This is a genomic window from Kitasatospora sp. MAP5-34 (assembly GCF_029894335.1).
Taxonomy (GTDB): domain Bacteria; phylum Actinomycetota; class Actinomycetes; order Streptomycetales; family Streptomycetaceae; genus Kitasatospora.
This window is the reverse complement of record NZ_JARXZC010000010.1, coordinates 119578-133818: the sequence shown is the minus strand read 5'-3', so window position 1 is coordinate 133818 and position 14241 is coordinate 119578. Positions and strand designations below refer to the sequence as shown.

General features: G+C 72.6%; 15 protein-coding genes and 1 pseudogene. 3 read left to right on the top strand and 13 right to left on the bottom strand.

The window, feature by feature from the left end:
- Positions 1–90: 90 nt before the first annotated feature.
- The 9 genes from P3T29_RS11975 to proC form a co-directional block, all read right to left on the bottom strand.
- Positions 91–1152: a lysophospholipid acyltransferase family protein gene (locus P3T29_RS11975; RefSeq protein ID WP_280716336.1), complete on the bottom strand. Its 1062-nt coding sequence runs from the start codon at positions 1150–1152 to the stop codon at positions 91–93.
- Positions 1153–1159: 7 nt separating this feature from the next.
- Positions 1160–2242, bottom strand: a complete 1083-nt coding sequence (locus tag P3T29_RS11970; protein WP_280716335.1) for an NAD-dependent epimerase/dehydratase family protein — start codon at positions 2240–2242, stop codon at positions 1160–1162.
- Between the two features lie 341 nt (positions 2243–2583).
- On the bottom strand, positions 2584–2682 hold the full coding sequence (locus tag P3T29_RS11965) for an AURKAIP1/COX24 domain-containing protein (protein WP_003948845.1): 99 nt from the start codon (positions 2680–2682) through the stop codon (positions 2584–2586).
- Between the two features lie 156 nt (positions 2683–2838).
- Complete coding sequence (locus P3T29_RS11960; RefSeq protein WP_280696416.1) at positions 2839–3048, bottom strand: helix-turn-helix domain-containing protein; 210 nt, start codon at positions 3046–3048, stop codon at positions 2839–2841.
- A gap of 116 nt (positions 3049–3164) precedes the next feature.
- Positions 3165–4004: a phosphatase gene (locus P3T29_RS11955; RefSeq protein ID WP_280716334.1), complete on the bottom strand. Its 840-nt coding sequence runs from the start codon at positions 4002–4004 to the stop codon at positions 3165–3167.
- Positions 4001–5206 carry an acetoin utilization protein AcuC gene (locus P3T29_RS11950; RefSeq protein WP_280716333.1) on the bottom strand — a complete coding sequence of 402 codons (1206 nt, stop codon included), beginning with the start codon at positions 5204–5206 and terminating at the stop codon, positions 4001–4003. The genes P3T29_RS11955 and P3T29_RS11950 overlap by 4 nt, the downstream gene beginning before the upstream one ends.
- A 22-nt stretch (positions 5207–5228) precedes the next feature.
- Positions 5229–6422 carry an MFS transporter gene (locus P3T29_RS11945; RefSeq protein ID WP_280716332.1) on the bottom strand — a complete coding sequence of 398 codons (1194 nt, stop codon included), beginning with the start codon at positions 6420–6422 and terminating at the stop codon, positions 5229–5231.
- 112 nt (positions 6423–6534) lie between these two features.
- The gene (locus P3T29_RS11940) at positions 6535–7188 is read right to left on the bottom strand and encodes an HAD family hydrolase (RefSeq protein ID WP_280716331.1); all 654 of its coding nucleotides are present in this window, start codon (positions 7186–7188) and stop codon (positions 6535–6537) included.
- A 33-nt stretch (positions 7189–7221) separates the two neighbouring features.
- Positions 7222–8049 (bottom strand): pyrroline-5-carboxylate reductase, encoded by an 828-nt coding sequence (gene proC, locus P3T29_RS11935; protein ID WP_280716330.1) that lies wholly within the window; start codon positions 8047–8049, stop codon positions 7222–7224.
- Between the two features lie 70 nt (positions 8050–8119).
- Here proC and P3T29_RS11930 point away from each other — a divergent pair.
- The 3 genes and pseudogenes from P3T29_RS11930 to P3T29_RS11920 all read left to right on the top strand — a co-directional run.
- Positions 8120–8281 (top strand): annotated as a pseudogene (locus P3T29_RS11930) (VapC toxin family PIN domain ribonuclease); the annotation flags it as partial.
- A gap of 149 nt (positions 8282–8430) precedes the next feature.
- Positions 8431–8865 (top strand): hypothetical protein, encoded by a 435-nt coding sequence (locus P3T29_RS11925; RefSeq protein WP_280716329.1) that lies wholly within the window; start codon positions 8431–8433, stop codon positions 8863–8865.
- Positions 8866–8965: 100 nt separating this feature from the next.
- Complete coding sequence (locus tag P3T29_RS11920) at positions 8966–9463, top strand: hypothetical protein (RefSeq protein ID WP_280716375.1); 498 nt, start codon at positions 8966–8968, stop codon at positions 9461–9463.
- Between the two features lie 58 nt (positions 9464–9521).
- Here P3T29_RS11920 and P3T29_RS11915 read toward each other — a convergent pair whose 3' ends face one another.
- The 4 genes from P3T29_RS11915 to P3T29_RS11900 form a co-directional block, all read right to left on the bottom strand.
- Positions 9522–10037, bottom strand: coding sequence for a hypothetical protein (locus tag P3T29_RS11915; RefSeq protein ID WP_280716328.1), 516 nt, complete (start codon positions 10035–10037; stop codon positions 9522–9524).
- Positions 10038–10268: 231 nt separating this feature from the next.
- Positions 10269–12113, bottom strand: a complete 1845-nt coding sequence (gene ilvD, locus P3T29_RS11910; protein WP_280716327.1) for a dihydroxy-acid dehydratase — start codon at positions 12111–12113, stop codon at positions 10269–10271.
- 221 nt (positions 12114–12334) lie between these two features.
- Complete coding sequence (locus P3T29_RS11905) at positions 12335–13087, bottom strand: class I SAM-dependent methyltransferase (protein ID WP_280716326.1); 753 nt, start codon at positions 13085–13087, stop codon at positions 12335–12337.
- Positions 13088–13114: 27 nt separating this feature from the next.
- The gene (locus P3T29_RS11900; RefSeq protein ID WP_280716370.1) at positions 13115–13918 is read right to left on the bottom strand and encodes a sugar phosphate isomerase/epimerase; all 804 of its coding nucleotides are present in this window, start codon (positions 13916–13918) and stop codon (positions 13115–13117) included.
- Positions 13919–14241: the final 323 nt, after the last annotated feature.

Below are 14241 nucleotides of genomic sequence, written 5' to 3'. Positions count from 1 at the left end.
CGCTGCCTGCCCAGCCGTACGACGCGTGGTACGCGTGAGCGGTTCTGGTGAATTGGTGCACAGGGAGCACAGGGTGCCATAAGCGGAAAATCAGAAGAACACCGACCTCCGCTGCATGAGCAGCTTGTACAGCGTGTGCTGGATCGTCTCCCGCACCTGGTCGGTGAGGTCGAAGACGAGCATCGGGTCGTCCGCGGCCTCCTTCGGGTGGCTGTCGGTCGGGATCGGCTCGCCGAACTGGATGGTCCACTTGGTCGGCAGCGGCAGCGCGCCGAGCGGGCCGAGCCAGGGGAAGGTCGGGGTGATCGGCAGGTACGGCAGCCCGAGGAGGCGGGCCAGCGGCTTGAGATTGCCGATCATCGGGTAGGTCTCCTCGGCCCCGACGATCGAGCACGGCACGATCGGCACCTGCGCCCGGAGCGCGGACGCCACGAACCCGCCACGCCCGAACCGCTGCAGCTTGTACCGCTCGGCGAACGGCTTGCCGATCCCCTTGAAGCCCTCCGGCCAGACCCCGACCACCTCGCCGCGTTCCAGCAGCGCCTGGGCGTCCTCGTTGCAGGCGAGCGTGTGCCCGGCCTTCCGGGCGACCTCGCCCGCGACGGGCAGCACGAAGACCAGGTCGGCCGCGAGCATCCGCAGGTGCCGACGCTGCGGGTGGTGGTCGTGGATGGCGACCTGGGTCATCAGGGCGTCCAGCGGGATCGTCCCCGAGTGGTTGGAGACGATCAGCACCCCGCCCTCGGCGGGGATGTTCTCGACGCCGCGCACCTCGACCCGGAAGTACTTCTCCGCCAGCGGACGCAGCAGCGAGAGGAAGACCTCCTCGGTGAGCTCCTTGTCGAAGCCGAACTCGTCCACCTCGTAGTCGCCGGTGATCCGGCGGCGCAGGAAGGCCAGGCCGTTGGCGGCCCGGTCCTCCCAGCCCTTGCCGAGGGCCCGGTCGGCGGCGGAGCCGAGCCGGCCCGCCAGTGCCCCGCCGACGGCGTCGGCGATCCGGTCGGCGATCCCCACCGAGCCGCCCGGCTGCGGCTCGCCCGGCAGCGTCCGATCCGGCTGCGGCTCGCCCGGCTCCGGCTCGCCGTGCCAGCTGGGCGCGGACTCGATCGGGATGACCCGGGCCTCGGACGCGTACTCTCGCGCGGCGGTCATCGCAGCCTCAGCTCCTCGACGGGTGGTTGGGGGCCGGGTCGGCCGGTACCGGACGGTGGTTCGGCTCCGGGCCGAGCAGCCGGGCCAGCCCGTCGGTGACGGCGGTCAGCCGGTCGGTCGGCAGCAGGCCGGTGGGTTGGGCGGCGGCGAAGTCGGCGAACGCCTCGGCCGTGGTGAACCTCGGCAGGTAGCCGAAGGTCTCGCGCAGCCTGCTGGTGTCCACCACCCGGCCGTGGGTGAGCAGCCCGATCTGTTCGGGGGAGATGTCCACCAGACGGGTCTGCCGGACCAGTGCGGCGACCAGGCCGAGCGCGGGCCGCAGCAGCGGGACGGTCGGGCGGCCGAGCCGGCGGGCGCACTGCGAGAGCAGCAGCACGCCGTCGCCGGCGACGTTGAACGTCCCCGTGTTGGTGGTGCCCTCGCGCGGCTCCAGCGCCGCCAGCCGGAGCACCTCGACCGCGTCGTCCTCGTGGACGAACTGCAGGCGCGGGTCGTGCCCGAGCACGGTCGGCAGCACCGGCAGCGCGAAGTACTCGGCGAGCGGAGTGTCGCCGGCCGAGCCGATGATGTTGGCGAAGCGCAGCACGGTGACGGCGACGTCGGGGCGGCGGCGGGCGAAGCCGCGCAGGTAGCCCTCGACCTCGGTGGCGTCCTTGGCGAAGCCGCCGTCCGGCAGGTTCTTGGGCTGCATCCGCTCGCCGAACACGGCGGGGTCGCGGGGCGCGGAGCCGTACACGCCGGTGGTCGACTTCACCACCACGCGGCGCAGGCCCGGGGCCTTCTGGCAGGCGCCGAGCAGCTGCATCGTCCCTATGACATTGCGTTCCTTGACGGCGGCCCGGCCGCCCGGCCCGCTGGCGCTGACGTCGAGGTGCACCACCGTGTCGACCTCGTGCTCGGCGATCACCCGGGCGATGGCGGGGCGGCGCAGGTCGACCTGGACGAACCGGTACCCGGCCCGTTCGGCGCCGGCCGCCGACCGGGTGTCCACGCCGATCACCCGGTCGATGCCCGGACGGTTGCTGATCCCGGCGGCGAAGCGGGCGCCGAGTCGGCGGGCCACCCCGGTGACGAGCACGACCTTGCCCACGCTGCTGCACCCTCCTCGGCCGGGATCGGGCTGAAGCCCTGCCAGCACCGTACCGCGCACCCGTTTCAGTGACGCTGAGGCGGTGCCCGATTCTCGGTACCGCGAGGCAACGAGGCACCCGATCAACCACAGCAAGGGGCGCGGGGAACTGCGCGAAAACCGGAAGGCAACGACCCGCGCCCTACCGCCTTCGCGCCCATGGCTGTGGCTGAGGTCCCCGGAAAACGCACCGCCCGCCCCGGCCGAAGCCGGAGCGGGCGGTGTGCACACCTGGCGCGCACTGGGCGCGTCCGTGGGTCGGCCGACCCCCGCCGGAGCGGGGAGAAGCGCCTACCGCAGTGTTACTTCTTGTTGCGACGCTGAACGCGAGTCCGCTTCAGAAGCTTGCGGTGCTTCTTCTTGGCCATACGCTTGCGACGCTTCTTGATGACAGAGCCCACGGAACAACCCTCGCTCACTGAGACTCACGCCCGTGAGAGACGGGAGTCCATACGACTGACGGAGGGCCTAGCCTACCTTCCGTGCGCCCAGCACCGTAATCGTGTCCCCACGAGCCCCCCAACAGGCGGGAAACCGGCGGTGGACTCGGTGGCCGACTACGCGCTCTCGAGCCGCACGTAGGACTCCTTGAGGTACTCGTGGACCGCCTGTTCGGGGACCCGGAAGGAGCGGCCGACCCGGATGGCCGGAAGCTCTCCACTGTGCACCAAGCGGTACACCGTCATCTTGGACACCCGCATGACCGAGGCAACTTCTGCCACGGTCAGGAAGACGACCTCCTGCAGGGGGCGTTCGCCGGAACTCATGACCTCACCCGACCCTTACCCGTGTGCAAGGCACCGGCTTCCCCTCCGGTGACTCCACCGGCACACGTGTATCCCCAGAGTAGTTAAGGGTGGTACCAGTGGGAAGGGGGAGAAGCTCAGTCCTTGTACGGTGCGAGATCCGCCCGTTGCAGTACGTAATCACTCAGCGGCTTGTAGCACTCCTGGTACGCACCGTCGTCCACCGGCACCACCACCGAGACGGTGCCCTCCGCCTCGCCGACGAACGGCGCCGGGTCGTTGGAGTCCGCGAGCCCGCCCGCCGGGACGCCGAGGCGCCCCGCGCCGCAGAGCCACCCGTGGTCGCCCAGCACCAGGTCGGGCAGGGGTTCGCCTGCCTGGGCCAGCGCGGCCAGCGCGAGCCGTACGGGCTGCGCCGAGTGGGTGTGCAGCAGGGTGCCGGAGGAGATTCTGCCCGCCTTCGCGGGGCCGCCGTCAAGCGAGCGCACGACCGCCACCGGGCCGACGTAGTCGAGGGTGCAGGCCCGGTTCCCGTCGGGGGTGGGCTCGCGGAAGCGCGCGCCCCGCGCGGGGGTGCGCAGGGTGCAGCCCGCTGCTTCGAGCGCCCGGGCGAGCGAGGTGTGGAAGGCGGTGAGCTGGGTGGGGTGGCCGGTGCCCGCCAGGACCGTGCCCCGGCTGCGGGCGGTCCGGCGGACCAGGTCGGCGAGCCGGTCCAGGGCGTCCAGGGTGCGTTCGGGGTCGATGGTGTCCGGCCCGCTGCCGTACCCGAACTCGGGCCGGACACCGCAGCGTTCGGCCATCAGCTCGAGCACCGCGCCGGCGCCCCAGCGGCGCTCCGGGTCCAGGCCCATCAGCGCGGCCGGGTCGCCCTGGCCGAACAGGCGGTAACTGCGCAGGTTCTTCTGACGCGGCGTCGGGACGTCCGGGCCCGCCAGCCGACGGCGGATCAGGTGCTCCCGGAGGGCGGCACGGCTCACGGCAGCAGGCCGTGCTGCGGGAAGACCGCACGGCGGGTGGCCAGGATCGCCTGGTCGAGGCGGTCGCCCGGGTCGTAGCCGTGGTCGTGGAAGTCCCGCCAGCCCGGCTCGGCGCCGTCCGTCATCCGCAGCGGCGCACGCTGGCCGGTCAGCCGGCGGACCTCGGTGCGCCACTCCTCGGGGGTCTCGGCGGCCGGGTCGACCGGCTGCCCGGCGGCGGTCGCGACCAGGTGGGTCCAGGACCGGGGGACGACGTCTACCACGGCGTACCCACCGCCGCCGAGCGCCACCCAGCGGCCGTCGGCGTACCGGTGCGCCAACTCGTGCACGGTCTCCGCCGCCAGCCGCTGCGCGTCCAGGCTCACCGCGAGGTGCGCGAGCGGGTCGTCCGCGTGGGTGTCGGCGCCGTGCTGGCTGACCAGCACCTGCGGCCGGAAGGCCGAGAGCAGCTCCGGGACGATCGCGTGGACGGCCCGCAGCCACCCGGCGTCGCCGGTACCGGCGGGCAGCGGGAGGTTGACGGCCGAGCCCGGCGCGTCCGGGCCGCCGCTCTCGGTGGCCCAGCCGGTCTCGGGGAAGAGGGTGGCGGGGTGCTCGTGTATCGAGACCGTGAGCACCCGGGGGTCGTCCCAGAACGCCCGCTGCACGCCGTCGCCGTGGTGCACGTCCAGGTCCACGTACGCGACCCGCTCGGCGCCCAGCTCCAGCAGCCGGGCGACGGCCAGCGCGGCGTCGTTGTAGACGCAGAACCCGGCCGCCCGGTCGGGCATCGCGTGGTGCAGCCCGCCCGCGAAGTTCACGGCGTGCCCGTGGCCGTGCCCGCCCTGCCAGACCGCCTCGGCGGCCGCCACGGACTGCCCGGCGATCAGGGCGGAGGCGCTGTGCTGGGCGGTGAAGGCCCAGTTGTCGTCCGTCCCGAGCCCGTGCCGCCGGTCGGTCAGGGCGGGATCGGCGGCGACCCGCTTGACCGCCGCGACGTACTCACCGGTGTGCACCAGTCGCAGCGTGGACTCCCCGGCGGGTGGCGCGGCCCGCACGGTCACGCCGGGGGCTTCGGTCAGGCCGAAGGACTCGACCAGGCGCATGGTGAGCGCCAGCCGGGCCGGGTCCATCGGGTGGCCCGGGCCGAAGTCGTACGCGGTGACGCCCTCGTCCCAGTACAGGTCGAGGCCGCAGGGGGCGGCGCGCAGGGCTTCGGACATGGTCCAACCGTAGCCCCCGGGGTCAGCCGGTCGTGTACGCGAGCTCCGGGGTGCGGGTGGGGGCGAAGTGACCGGCGAGCGGGAGGACCGCGAGGACGAGGGCCGCCGGGGCCAGCATCGCGAGCCGGTACGAGCTGGCGTCCGCGATGGCGCCGACCAGGGGCGAGCCGACCAGGAAGCCGACGTAGTTGAACAGGTTGAGGCGGGCCACGGCGGCGTCGGAGTCGTCGGGGAAGAGCCGGCCGCCCGCCGCGAAGACCTGCGGGATGATCGCGCAGATGCCCAGGCCGAGCACCGCGAACCCGGCGATCCCGGCCCACGGCCCCGGCGCGGCGGCGGCCAGTACGAAGCCGAGCGCGGCCACCCCGGCGCCCGTCCGGACCACCGGGACGGCGCCCCAGCGCTGCACGGCCCGGTCGCCGACCGTACGGCCGAGCAGCAGCGCGACCATGTAGCCGAGGTAGGAGAGCTTGGCGAGGTCCGCCCGGCTGCCGAGCCCGTCGGTGAGGTACTTGACGCTGTAGTTGGAGACCGAGGCGTCCGCGATGTAGGCGAAGGCCATCGCCAGGCAGAGCGGCAGCAGCGGCTTCCACGGGATGGAGCGGGCGGCGGCCTCGGCGGCCTCCCGTACGGCGTCGCCGAGTTCGGCCCGCCCGGCGAACCGGGTGCCGGCCAGCAGCGCGAGCGGGATCAGCACGGCCGCCGCGCCGCCGAAGAGGGTCCGCAGGCCGAGGTGGTAGTGCGAGCCGAGGCCCGCGATCGCAGCGCCGGCGATGCCGCCGAGGCTGAACGCGGCGTGGAAGCCGAGCATGATGCTGCGCCCGTACCGGCGCTGCAGGCCGACGCCGAGCATATTCATACTGGCGTCCAGCGCGCCGACCAGTAGCCCGAACACCCCCAGCGCGATGGCGAGTTGCCAGAGCGTACCGCCGAGACCGGCCCCCGCGAGGGCCAGGCAGACGGCGGGCTGGACTACCCGCAGCACCGTCCGGGCGCTGGTCCGCCGGACCAGCCGCTCGGAGGTGATCGAGCCGACCCCGGCCAGGATCGGCACGGCGGCCAGGAAGACCGGCAGCAGCCCGTCGCTGAGCCCGTACTGCTGCTGGATCTCGGGGATACAGGTGACCAGCAGGGCGAAAGTGGTGCCCTGCAGCAGGAAGCTGACCGCCAGGGCCGCTCGGGCCTGCCGCAGTCGTGCCGTGCTCTGGTCCGGCATGTCCCGCATGGACGCCCTCGCTACTCGCCGGTACGTGGATGTTGGCGAGAGCGTAGGTGCTGGGACGGCTTTGCGGGAGGGGTGCGACCGAACCGATCTCGGACCGGCCGGCTCAGGCTGCTACCAACCGGAGCAGCTCCGGCAGTTCGGTGAGCAGCCCGGTGGCCCCGGCTCCGGTCAGCTTGGCGGGGTCGGTGAGCGCCGCGTAGCCGTACACGTCCATGCCGGCGGCGCGGGCCGCCAGGACGCCGTTGCGGCTGTCCTCGACCACCAGGCAGCGGGCCGGGTCGACGCCCAGGGTGCGGGCGGCGTGCAGGAAGAGATCCGGGGCGGGTTTGCCGATGCCGACGTCCTGGGCGCTGAAGATCCGCCCCTCCGGGTGGTACCCGCGCAGGCCGGTCAGGTCGAGCGCGGTGCGGATCCAGGCGTGGTGTGCGGAGGAGGCCAGGCAGTACGGGACACCGCGCTGCTGCAGGGTCTTCAGCACCTCCTCCGCCCCCGGTACGGGCGTCAGTTCGCGCCCGAAGGCGGCGAACACCCGGGCGTGGAACAGCCCGTCGAAGCCCTCGGGCAGCCGGGCACCGTGGCGCTCGCCGATCACGTCGTGCACGGTGTGCGCGGCGCAGCCCATGTAGTCCCGGTACGAGTCCTCGACCGTGGTCGGGTAGCCGAGTTCGGTCAGGTACTCGGCGAGCACCCGGTTCGAGATCGGCTCGCTGTCCACGAGCACACCGTCGTTGTCGAATATCACCAGGTCATAGGTCACCCGCCCCAGGCTACTTGCCGACCTGCTTCCCGCTTACCTCCCGCCGGTGGCCAGCTCCCGGGACCGGTCGCGGGCCGCCTCCAGGGCGCTGAGCAGGGCCGCGCGGACGCCGTGGTTCTCCAACTCGCGGATGGCCGCGATGGTGGTGCCCGCCGGGGAGGTGACGGCCTCGCGCAGTTTGACGGGGTGCTCGCCGGAGTCCCGCAGCATGACCGAGGCGCCGATCGCCGACTGGACGATCAGGTCGTGCGCCACGTGCCGGGGCAGGCCGAGCAGGATGCCCGCGTCAGTCATCGCCTCGACCAGGAAGTAGAAGTACGCCGGGCCGGAGCCGGAGAGCGCGGTGGCCGCGTCCTGCTGCGACTCGGGCAGCCGGAGCGCCTTGCCGACCGAGCGGAAGATCTCCTCCGCGCGCTCCAGGTGCGCCTCACCGGCGTGCGAGCCGCCGGAGATCACGCTCATGCCCTCGTCCACCAGGACGGGGGTGTTGGGCATCACCCGGACCACCGGCGTACCGGCGGCGAGGCGCTCCTCGAACCAGGCGGTCGGGATTCCGGCGGCGGCCGAGATGACCAGCCGGTCGGGGCTGATGTGCGGGGCCAGCTCGTCCAGCAGCGTGCCCATGTCCTGCGGCTTCACGGCCAGGATGAGGGTGTCGGCGAGCTTGGCGGCCTCGGCGTTGCCGACGACGGCGACGCCGTACCTGGCGGTGAGTTCGGCGGCCCGGTCGGGGCGGCGGGTGGTGACCAGTACGTCGGCCGGGTCCTTGCCCGAGCGCAGCAGGCCGGAGAGCAGGGCCTCCCCGATCTTGCCGGTGCCGAGGAAGGCGATCTTCTGTCCGGTTGCGCCGCTGCCGCTCATGGCCACTCCTTCGTCGGTCCGCTGTGCCGTCATCCTCGCACCAGCAAGGTCCCCGGAGCGGGGATGTCCACGCTGCGGTCAACACCGCGCGCCCGGTCCGATCGACCTGCTCGTGTGCGCGACCGCTGTCCACCACGGATTGACCGTCCTCCACGTTGCCGACGACTACCCCACGGTCACGCGGGTCATCACAGGGCTTCGCGAGCAGGACATCCGCAGCCCGCTGACCTGACCCGGCGCGAAGCCCCCTGCTGCTTCGTCGTGCTCCCAGCTGCGGCGATCATGCTCCTTGGACCGACCGGCCTAAGGGGAAACTCAGGGGTCACCCCTATGGCGTCCGGGCCTGCGGCGGAGCACCGTGGAGGCATGGGACACGGAGATTTGTCGCGAAGTGATAGCAGGCAGCTCGCCGTCGCGTCGGCGACGCTCGGGCCCTGGCGGACGGCTGCGGCCGTCGGCACCGTGGTGGGCGCTGCGGCGCTCGGGGTCGACCTCGTCACCGGGCACTGGTCGTTGGACATCCTGGCCGGGCCGGTCGGGCTGGCACTGTTCTTCTTCTTCCTGGTGGGCACCGTCGGCGGCCGGCTCCGGCGGGACACCGGCGATCGCCGACTGCGCCGCTGGGTGGACGAGCACCCCTGGCAGTCGGCGCTGCCGGCGGCGGGTGCGCTGCTGGTGCTGAACACGCTGGCCCTGACGATCCTGGGCAGCTGGGGCCTGTTCGGCGCACTCTTCACCTCACTGCTGCCGGCCGGACTCCTGCTGGTGGTGGCCGGGGTGGTCGGCTCGGTGAAGCGGGCGCGGCGCGAGGGCTGACGGTACGAAACAGGTGCTATCGCCACAGAGTGAGCACCGAAGCCCCGCAGTTCGGCCACCCGACTGAGGGGCTGTCGGCGCGGATCTGCATACTGACCGCGTGCCGATTGCCGAAGATCCGGAACACCCCTCCGACGGGCCGCAGGACGACCCGTTCGACGGGCTGGTCCTGGACGAGGACTTCGTCCGGGCCGCCACCGTGAAGGAGCAGTCCGGCCGCGCCCGGATGCTCGCCGCCAAGTGGCAGCGCGAACCCCCGGAGCCCGTCCCCCACCGGGCCGACGCCCAAGTGGTGAAGCTGAGCGGCCGACGCCGTGCCCGCGCCCTCCGGCGGATCGGCGCCGGGCTGGGGCGGAGCCGGCAGACCGCGCTGATCGTGCTCTGCGTCTGCGGCTTGGCCCTGCTCGGCCTGCAACTGGGCGGCAAGGCCGAGGCGCCGCAGCGGCCGGTCGTCCGGCCGACCGGGACGGCGTCGCCCACCACGTCCCTCACCCCCTCCCCCACCGCGTCGCCGGCCACCACCGCCGGCACACCGGCCCCCGACAGCCCCTGGCCCGTCTCCCCCGCGCTCGCCTGGCCGAGCGGACGGACCAAGTAACCGCCGACTCGCGGCGCGTGCGCGTGCGGGACCGCAGAACGGCCTCGCGGCGGTGAGCTCAGCCCTTCCGCTTCCGGCCCTGACGGCCTGGGCGGCCGGGGCGGCGGCTCTCGTACCTCTCGGTGGCCTGCTCGTACCGGGCCCGCGCGACGGACTCGCCGGGGGCCTCGATGAGGCTGCGGACGAAGTACGCGATCAACGCGCCGACGCAGCCGATCAGCCAGACCGCGCCGAGCGACCTGTCCTCGGCCATCCAGCCGGTGAGGGCGTCGCGGCCCTCACCGAGCAGCCGCCAGGTGCGTACGGCGGCGAGGCAGGAGCAGACCGCGATGGCGGCGAGCAGCAGCCCGTAGACGAAGCCGCCCGAGTTGGACACCTTCACCCCGCCGACGCCGAAGCGCAGCACGAGGGCCACCGCGACGGCGGCGGCCAGCGCGCCGACCGCGACGAGGACGCGCCGCAGCCAGTAGCCGGACCCGCGATCGACCCAGCTGGTACCGAACCAGCGGATGGCCTCCGGTTCGGGGGCTCCGGCGGGCTTGGGCTGAGGCTTGGGGGTGCTCTGCTCGGTCACGGGTCCGATTATGACCCGGCCCGCGATCCTCCCGCCCCGAGCCGAAGGGCACGCCGCTGCCGAAAGGTACGACCGACAAGCGAGCGGTGGGGGCACCCCCGGCCGGAGGCTGGGGGAGAGTGCCGGAGCGAGGAGTGTCGGCAGCGGGTCAAAGCGCCCGGAGGCGAGCGGGCGAGTCACAGAAGGGAGCCGCCCCCTCGCCGGGGCGGCTCCCTCCAACACCAGTGTGCGTCAGCCGAGCTTGCTCACGTCGCGGACGGCGCCCTTGTCGGCGGAGGTGGCCATCGCGGCGTACGCCTTGAGGGCCTGGCTGACCTGGCGGTCGCGGTTCTTCGGGCGGTAGCCGGTCTCCGCCTCCAGCTTCAGCCGGCGCTCGTGCAGCTCCTCGAACGAGACCTCCAGGTTGACCGAGCGGCCCGGGATGTCGATCGAGATGACGTCACCGTCCTCGACCAGCGCGATGGTGCCGCCGGAGGCCGCCTCGGGCGAGGCGTGGCCGATCGAGAGGCCGGAGGTGCCGCCGGAGAACCGGCCGTCGGTGATCAGCGCGCAGGCCTTGCCGAGGCCCCGGCCCTTGAGGAACGAGGTCGGGTAGAGCATCTCCTGCATGCCGGGGCCGCCCTTGGGGCCCTCGTAGCGGATGACGACGACGTCGCCCTCCTTGATCCGCTTGGTGAGGATCGCGTCCACCGCGTCCTCCTGCGACTCGACCACCACCGCCGGGCCGCTGAAGGTCCAGATCGACTCGTCCACACCGGCCGTCTTCACGATGCAGCCGTCCTCGGCGAGGTTGCCGTACAGCACGGCGAGGCCGCCCTCGGTGGAGTACGCGTGCTCGACGCTGCGGATGCAGCCGCCCGCCGCGTCGGTGTCCAGGGTGTCCCAGCGCTCGGACTGCGAGAACGCGGTGGCGGAGCGGACGCAGCCGGGGGCGGCGTGGAACATCTCGACGGCCTCGGGGGACGGCGAGCCGCCCCGGATGTCCCAGGTCTTCAGCCAGTCGGCGAGCGAGGGCGAGTGCACGGTGTGCACGTCCTCGTTGAGCATGCCGCCCCGGTACAGCTCGCCCAGGATCGCCGGGATGCCACCAGCCCGGTGGACGTCCTCCATGTAGTACTTGCCGTTCGGCGCGACCTTGCTGAGGCACGGGACGCGGCGCGAGATCGCGTCGATGGCCCGCATGTCGAAGTCCAGCTCGGCCTCCTGCGCGGCGGCCAGCAGGTGCAGGATGGTGTTGGTCGAGCCGCCCATCGCGATGTCCAGCGCCATCGCGTTCTCGAACGCGGCGCGGGTGGCGATGTTGCGCGGCAGGACGGAGTAGTCGTCCTCGTGGTAGTGCCGCTTGGTGATCTCGACGATGTTCCGGCCGGCCGCCTGGTAGAGGTCCTTGCGGGCCGTGTGGGTGGCGAGCACCGAGCCGTTGCCGGGCAGCGCGAGGCCGATCGCCTCGGCCAGGCAGTTCATCGAGTTCGCGGTGAACATCCCGGAACACGACCCACAGGTCGGACAGGCGTTCTCCTCGATGATCGCGATGTCCTCGTCCGAGACGTTCTCGTTCACGGCGTCGGAGATCGCGTTGATCAGGTCGAGCTTGCGGACCGTACCGTCCACCAGCACGGCCTGACCGGCCTCCATCGGGCCACCGGAGACGAACACCACCGGGATGTTGAGCCGCAGCGCGGCCATCAGCATGCCCGGGGTGATCTTGTCGCAGTTGGAGATGCAGACCAGCGCGTCCGCGCAGTGCGCGTTGACCATGTACTCGACCGAGTCGGCGATCAGGTCGCGCGAAGGCAGCGAGTACAGCATCCCGGCGTGGCCCATCGCGATGCCGTCGTCCACCGCGATGGTGTTGAACTCGCGCGGGATGCCTCCTGCGGCCTGGATCGCCTCGGAGACGATCCGGCCGACCGGCTGGAGGTGGGTGTGGCCCGGCACGAACTCGGTGAAGGAGTTCGCCACCGCGATGATCGGCTTGCCGAAGTCCTCGCGGGCTACGCCGGCCGCCCGGAGAAGCGCCCGGGCGCCTGCCATGTTGCGACCGTGGGTGACCGTACGGGACTTCAGCTCGGGCACTGTGCTCCACTCCTTCGGAGGCTGTTCGCGGCCGCCTGCGGTGCTGGAAGATGCGGGGCCGCTGAGGCTCTCGAGCCTACGCCTCCGGTCCAGCCGATGGACGTTCCGTCCGCGATTCGGGCAGACCTGGGGGCGCCGCGAGACTGAGCGAGGCAGGAAGCTGCGGGCCGGGAGCCTTCCGGTTTCGCGGAGTTCCCCGCGCCCCTGAAAAACTCGCCGCCCTACTTGGTCGCGACGGTGAGGTCGAGGACGTACGGCTCGGTGATCTGCCCGTCGGGGAACTCGGCGAGCAGGGCCGCCCGCTCGGCGGTGAGTACGGGCTCCCGCTGCTCCGGGGTGAGGGAGGCCAGGTAGGAGCGGGAGACGAGGTCGGTGATCACGTTGTCGACGGTGACCCGGCGCTCCCAGCGCAGCACGGCGGTACCGACCCGCAGGCCGTACGGCTCCAACTGGTCGGCGACCGCGTTCACCGCGCCGTACGCGTGGTACCTGGACAGCGCGGCCGCGAGGCGGTCCTCCTGGGCCTGCACCCAGTCGACGTCGCGGTCCTTGACGTTCCACCAGAGGGCGAGCGAGCCGCCGGGGCGGAGCACCCGGATCGCCTCGGGGATCGAACGGGCCGGGTCGGTCCAGTGGAAGGCCTGGGCGTAGGTGATCAGGTCGGCGGTGCCGTCGTGGAACGGCAGGTCGTTGCCGTTGCCCCGGACGAGCGGCAGCTCCGGGGTGATCGCGTGGAACTGTGCGGCCATGCCGGGGGTGGGTTCCACTGCGGTGACGCGGGCTCCGCGCCCGGCGAGCAGGCGGGTGGCGATGCCGGTGCCCGCGCCGACGTCCAACACGTTCGCGCCCTTGAGCGAGCGCCCGGCCAGGCGCTCCAGCTCGTCGAAGAGCTCCCCCGGGTACGAGGGCCGGGCCCGGTCGTACTCCGCCGCGACCGATCCGAAGGATGAAGCCAGCTCCTGCAGGTCCGTCATGTCTCCCCCTCAGAACGACTGTTGCCGTCAGCGTACGCGGGCCGGCGTGGCCAGATGCAGACGGGTGAAGGCCAGCGCCTCGGCCAGATCGGCCTCGCGTTCGGCGGGGGAGACCGAGCGCCTGGTGTTGACCTCCAGCACCACGTGCCCGCCGAAACCGGTGCGGGCGAGCCGCTCCAGCAGCTCGGCGCACGGCTGGTCGCCGCGTCCCGGGATGAGGTGCTCGTCCTTGCCGGAGCCGGAGCCGTCCGCGAGGTGGATGTGGGCCAGCCGCTCCCCCATCCGGTCGGCCATCTCGAAGGCGTCGATCCGCGAGGTCGAGGCGTGCGAGAGGTCGATGGTGAAGTGCCGGTACTCCTCCTCGGTGACGTCCCAGCCGGGGGCGTACGCGAGCACCTCGCGGTCGCGGTACCGCCAGGGGTACATGTTCTCGACCGCGAACCGGACGTCCGTCTCGCCCGCCATCCGGCCGATCCCCTCGACGAAGTCCCGGGCGTACTGCCGCTGCCAGCGGAACGGCGGGTGGACGACCACGGTGTCCGCGCCCAGCTTCTCGGCGGCCGCCCGGGCCCGGACCAGCTTGGTCCACGGGTCGGTGGTCCACACCCGCTGAGTGATCAGCAGACAGGGCGCGTGCACGGCGTGGATCGGCATCCGGTGGGCGTCGGAGAGCCGGCGGAGCGCCTCGATGTCCTGGCTGATCGGGTCGTTCCAGACCATCACCTCGACCCCGTCGTAGCCGAGCTTGGCGGCGAGCTCGAAGGCGGTGGCGGTGGTCTCGGGGTAGACGGAGGCGGTGGAGAGCAGCACCTTGGTGTCCGGGACGTGCAGCTCCGGGTGCGGGGGCAGCACCAGCCGGTCGGTGGTGCGCAGCAGCGGGGCGGCCTTCGCGGACTTGGCCTGCTTCACGGCCTTCGCGGACTTCACGGCCTTGACGGCCTTGGCGACCTTCGTGGGCTTGGCGACCTTCGGGGGTCTACCGGTCGTCCTGGCGGCCGGCCCGGCCTTAACCGGCTCGGCGGCCTTCGCCCTGGCCCGGCGCGTCCCGGCCGCCCGCGGCTGCCCGGCACCGGTACTGGCAGCGCGGCCCGCCTGCGTTCCGTCCTCGTCCGCTGGTTCCGCCACGGGACACAGCGTATGCGGCCGGACGGCGG

Excerpts from the sequence above, each read along its gene's own strand:
- P3T29_RS11975 (WP_280716336.1), bottom strand. The coding sequence starts at position 1,152 with ATGACCGCCGCGCGAGAGTACGCGTCCGAGGCCCGGGTCATCCCGATC.
- P3T29_RS11960 (WP_280696416.1), bottom strand. The coding sequence starts at position 3,048 with ATGAGTTCCGGCGAACGCCCCCTGCAGGAGGTCGTCTTCCTGACCGTG.
- P3T29_RS11950 (WP_280716333.1), bottom strand. The coding sequence starts at position 5,206 with ATGTCCGAAGCCCTGCGCGCCGCCCCCTGCGGCCTCGACCTGTACTGG.
- P3T29_RS11945 (WP_280716332.1), bottom strand. The coding sequence starts at position 6,422 with ATGCCGGACCAGAGCACGGCACGACTGCGGCAGGCCCGAGCGGCCCTG.
- proC (WP_280716330.1), bottom strand. The coding sequence starts at position 8,049 with ATGAGCGGCAGCGGCGCAACCGGACAGAAGATCGCCTTCCTCGGCACC.
- P3T29_RS11905 (WP_280716326.1), bottom strand. The coding sequence starts at position 13,087 with ATGACGGACCTGCAGGAGCTGGCTTCATCCTTCGGATCGGTCGCGGCG.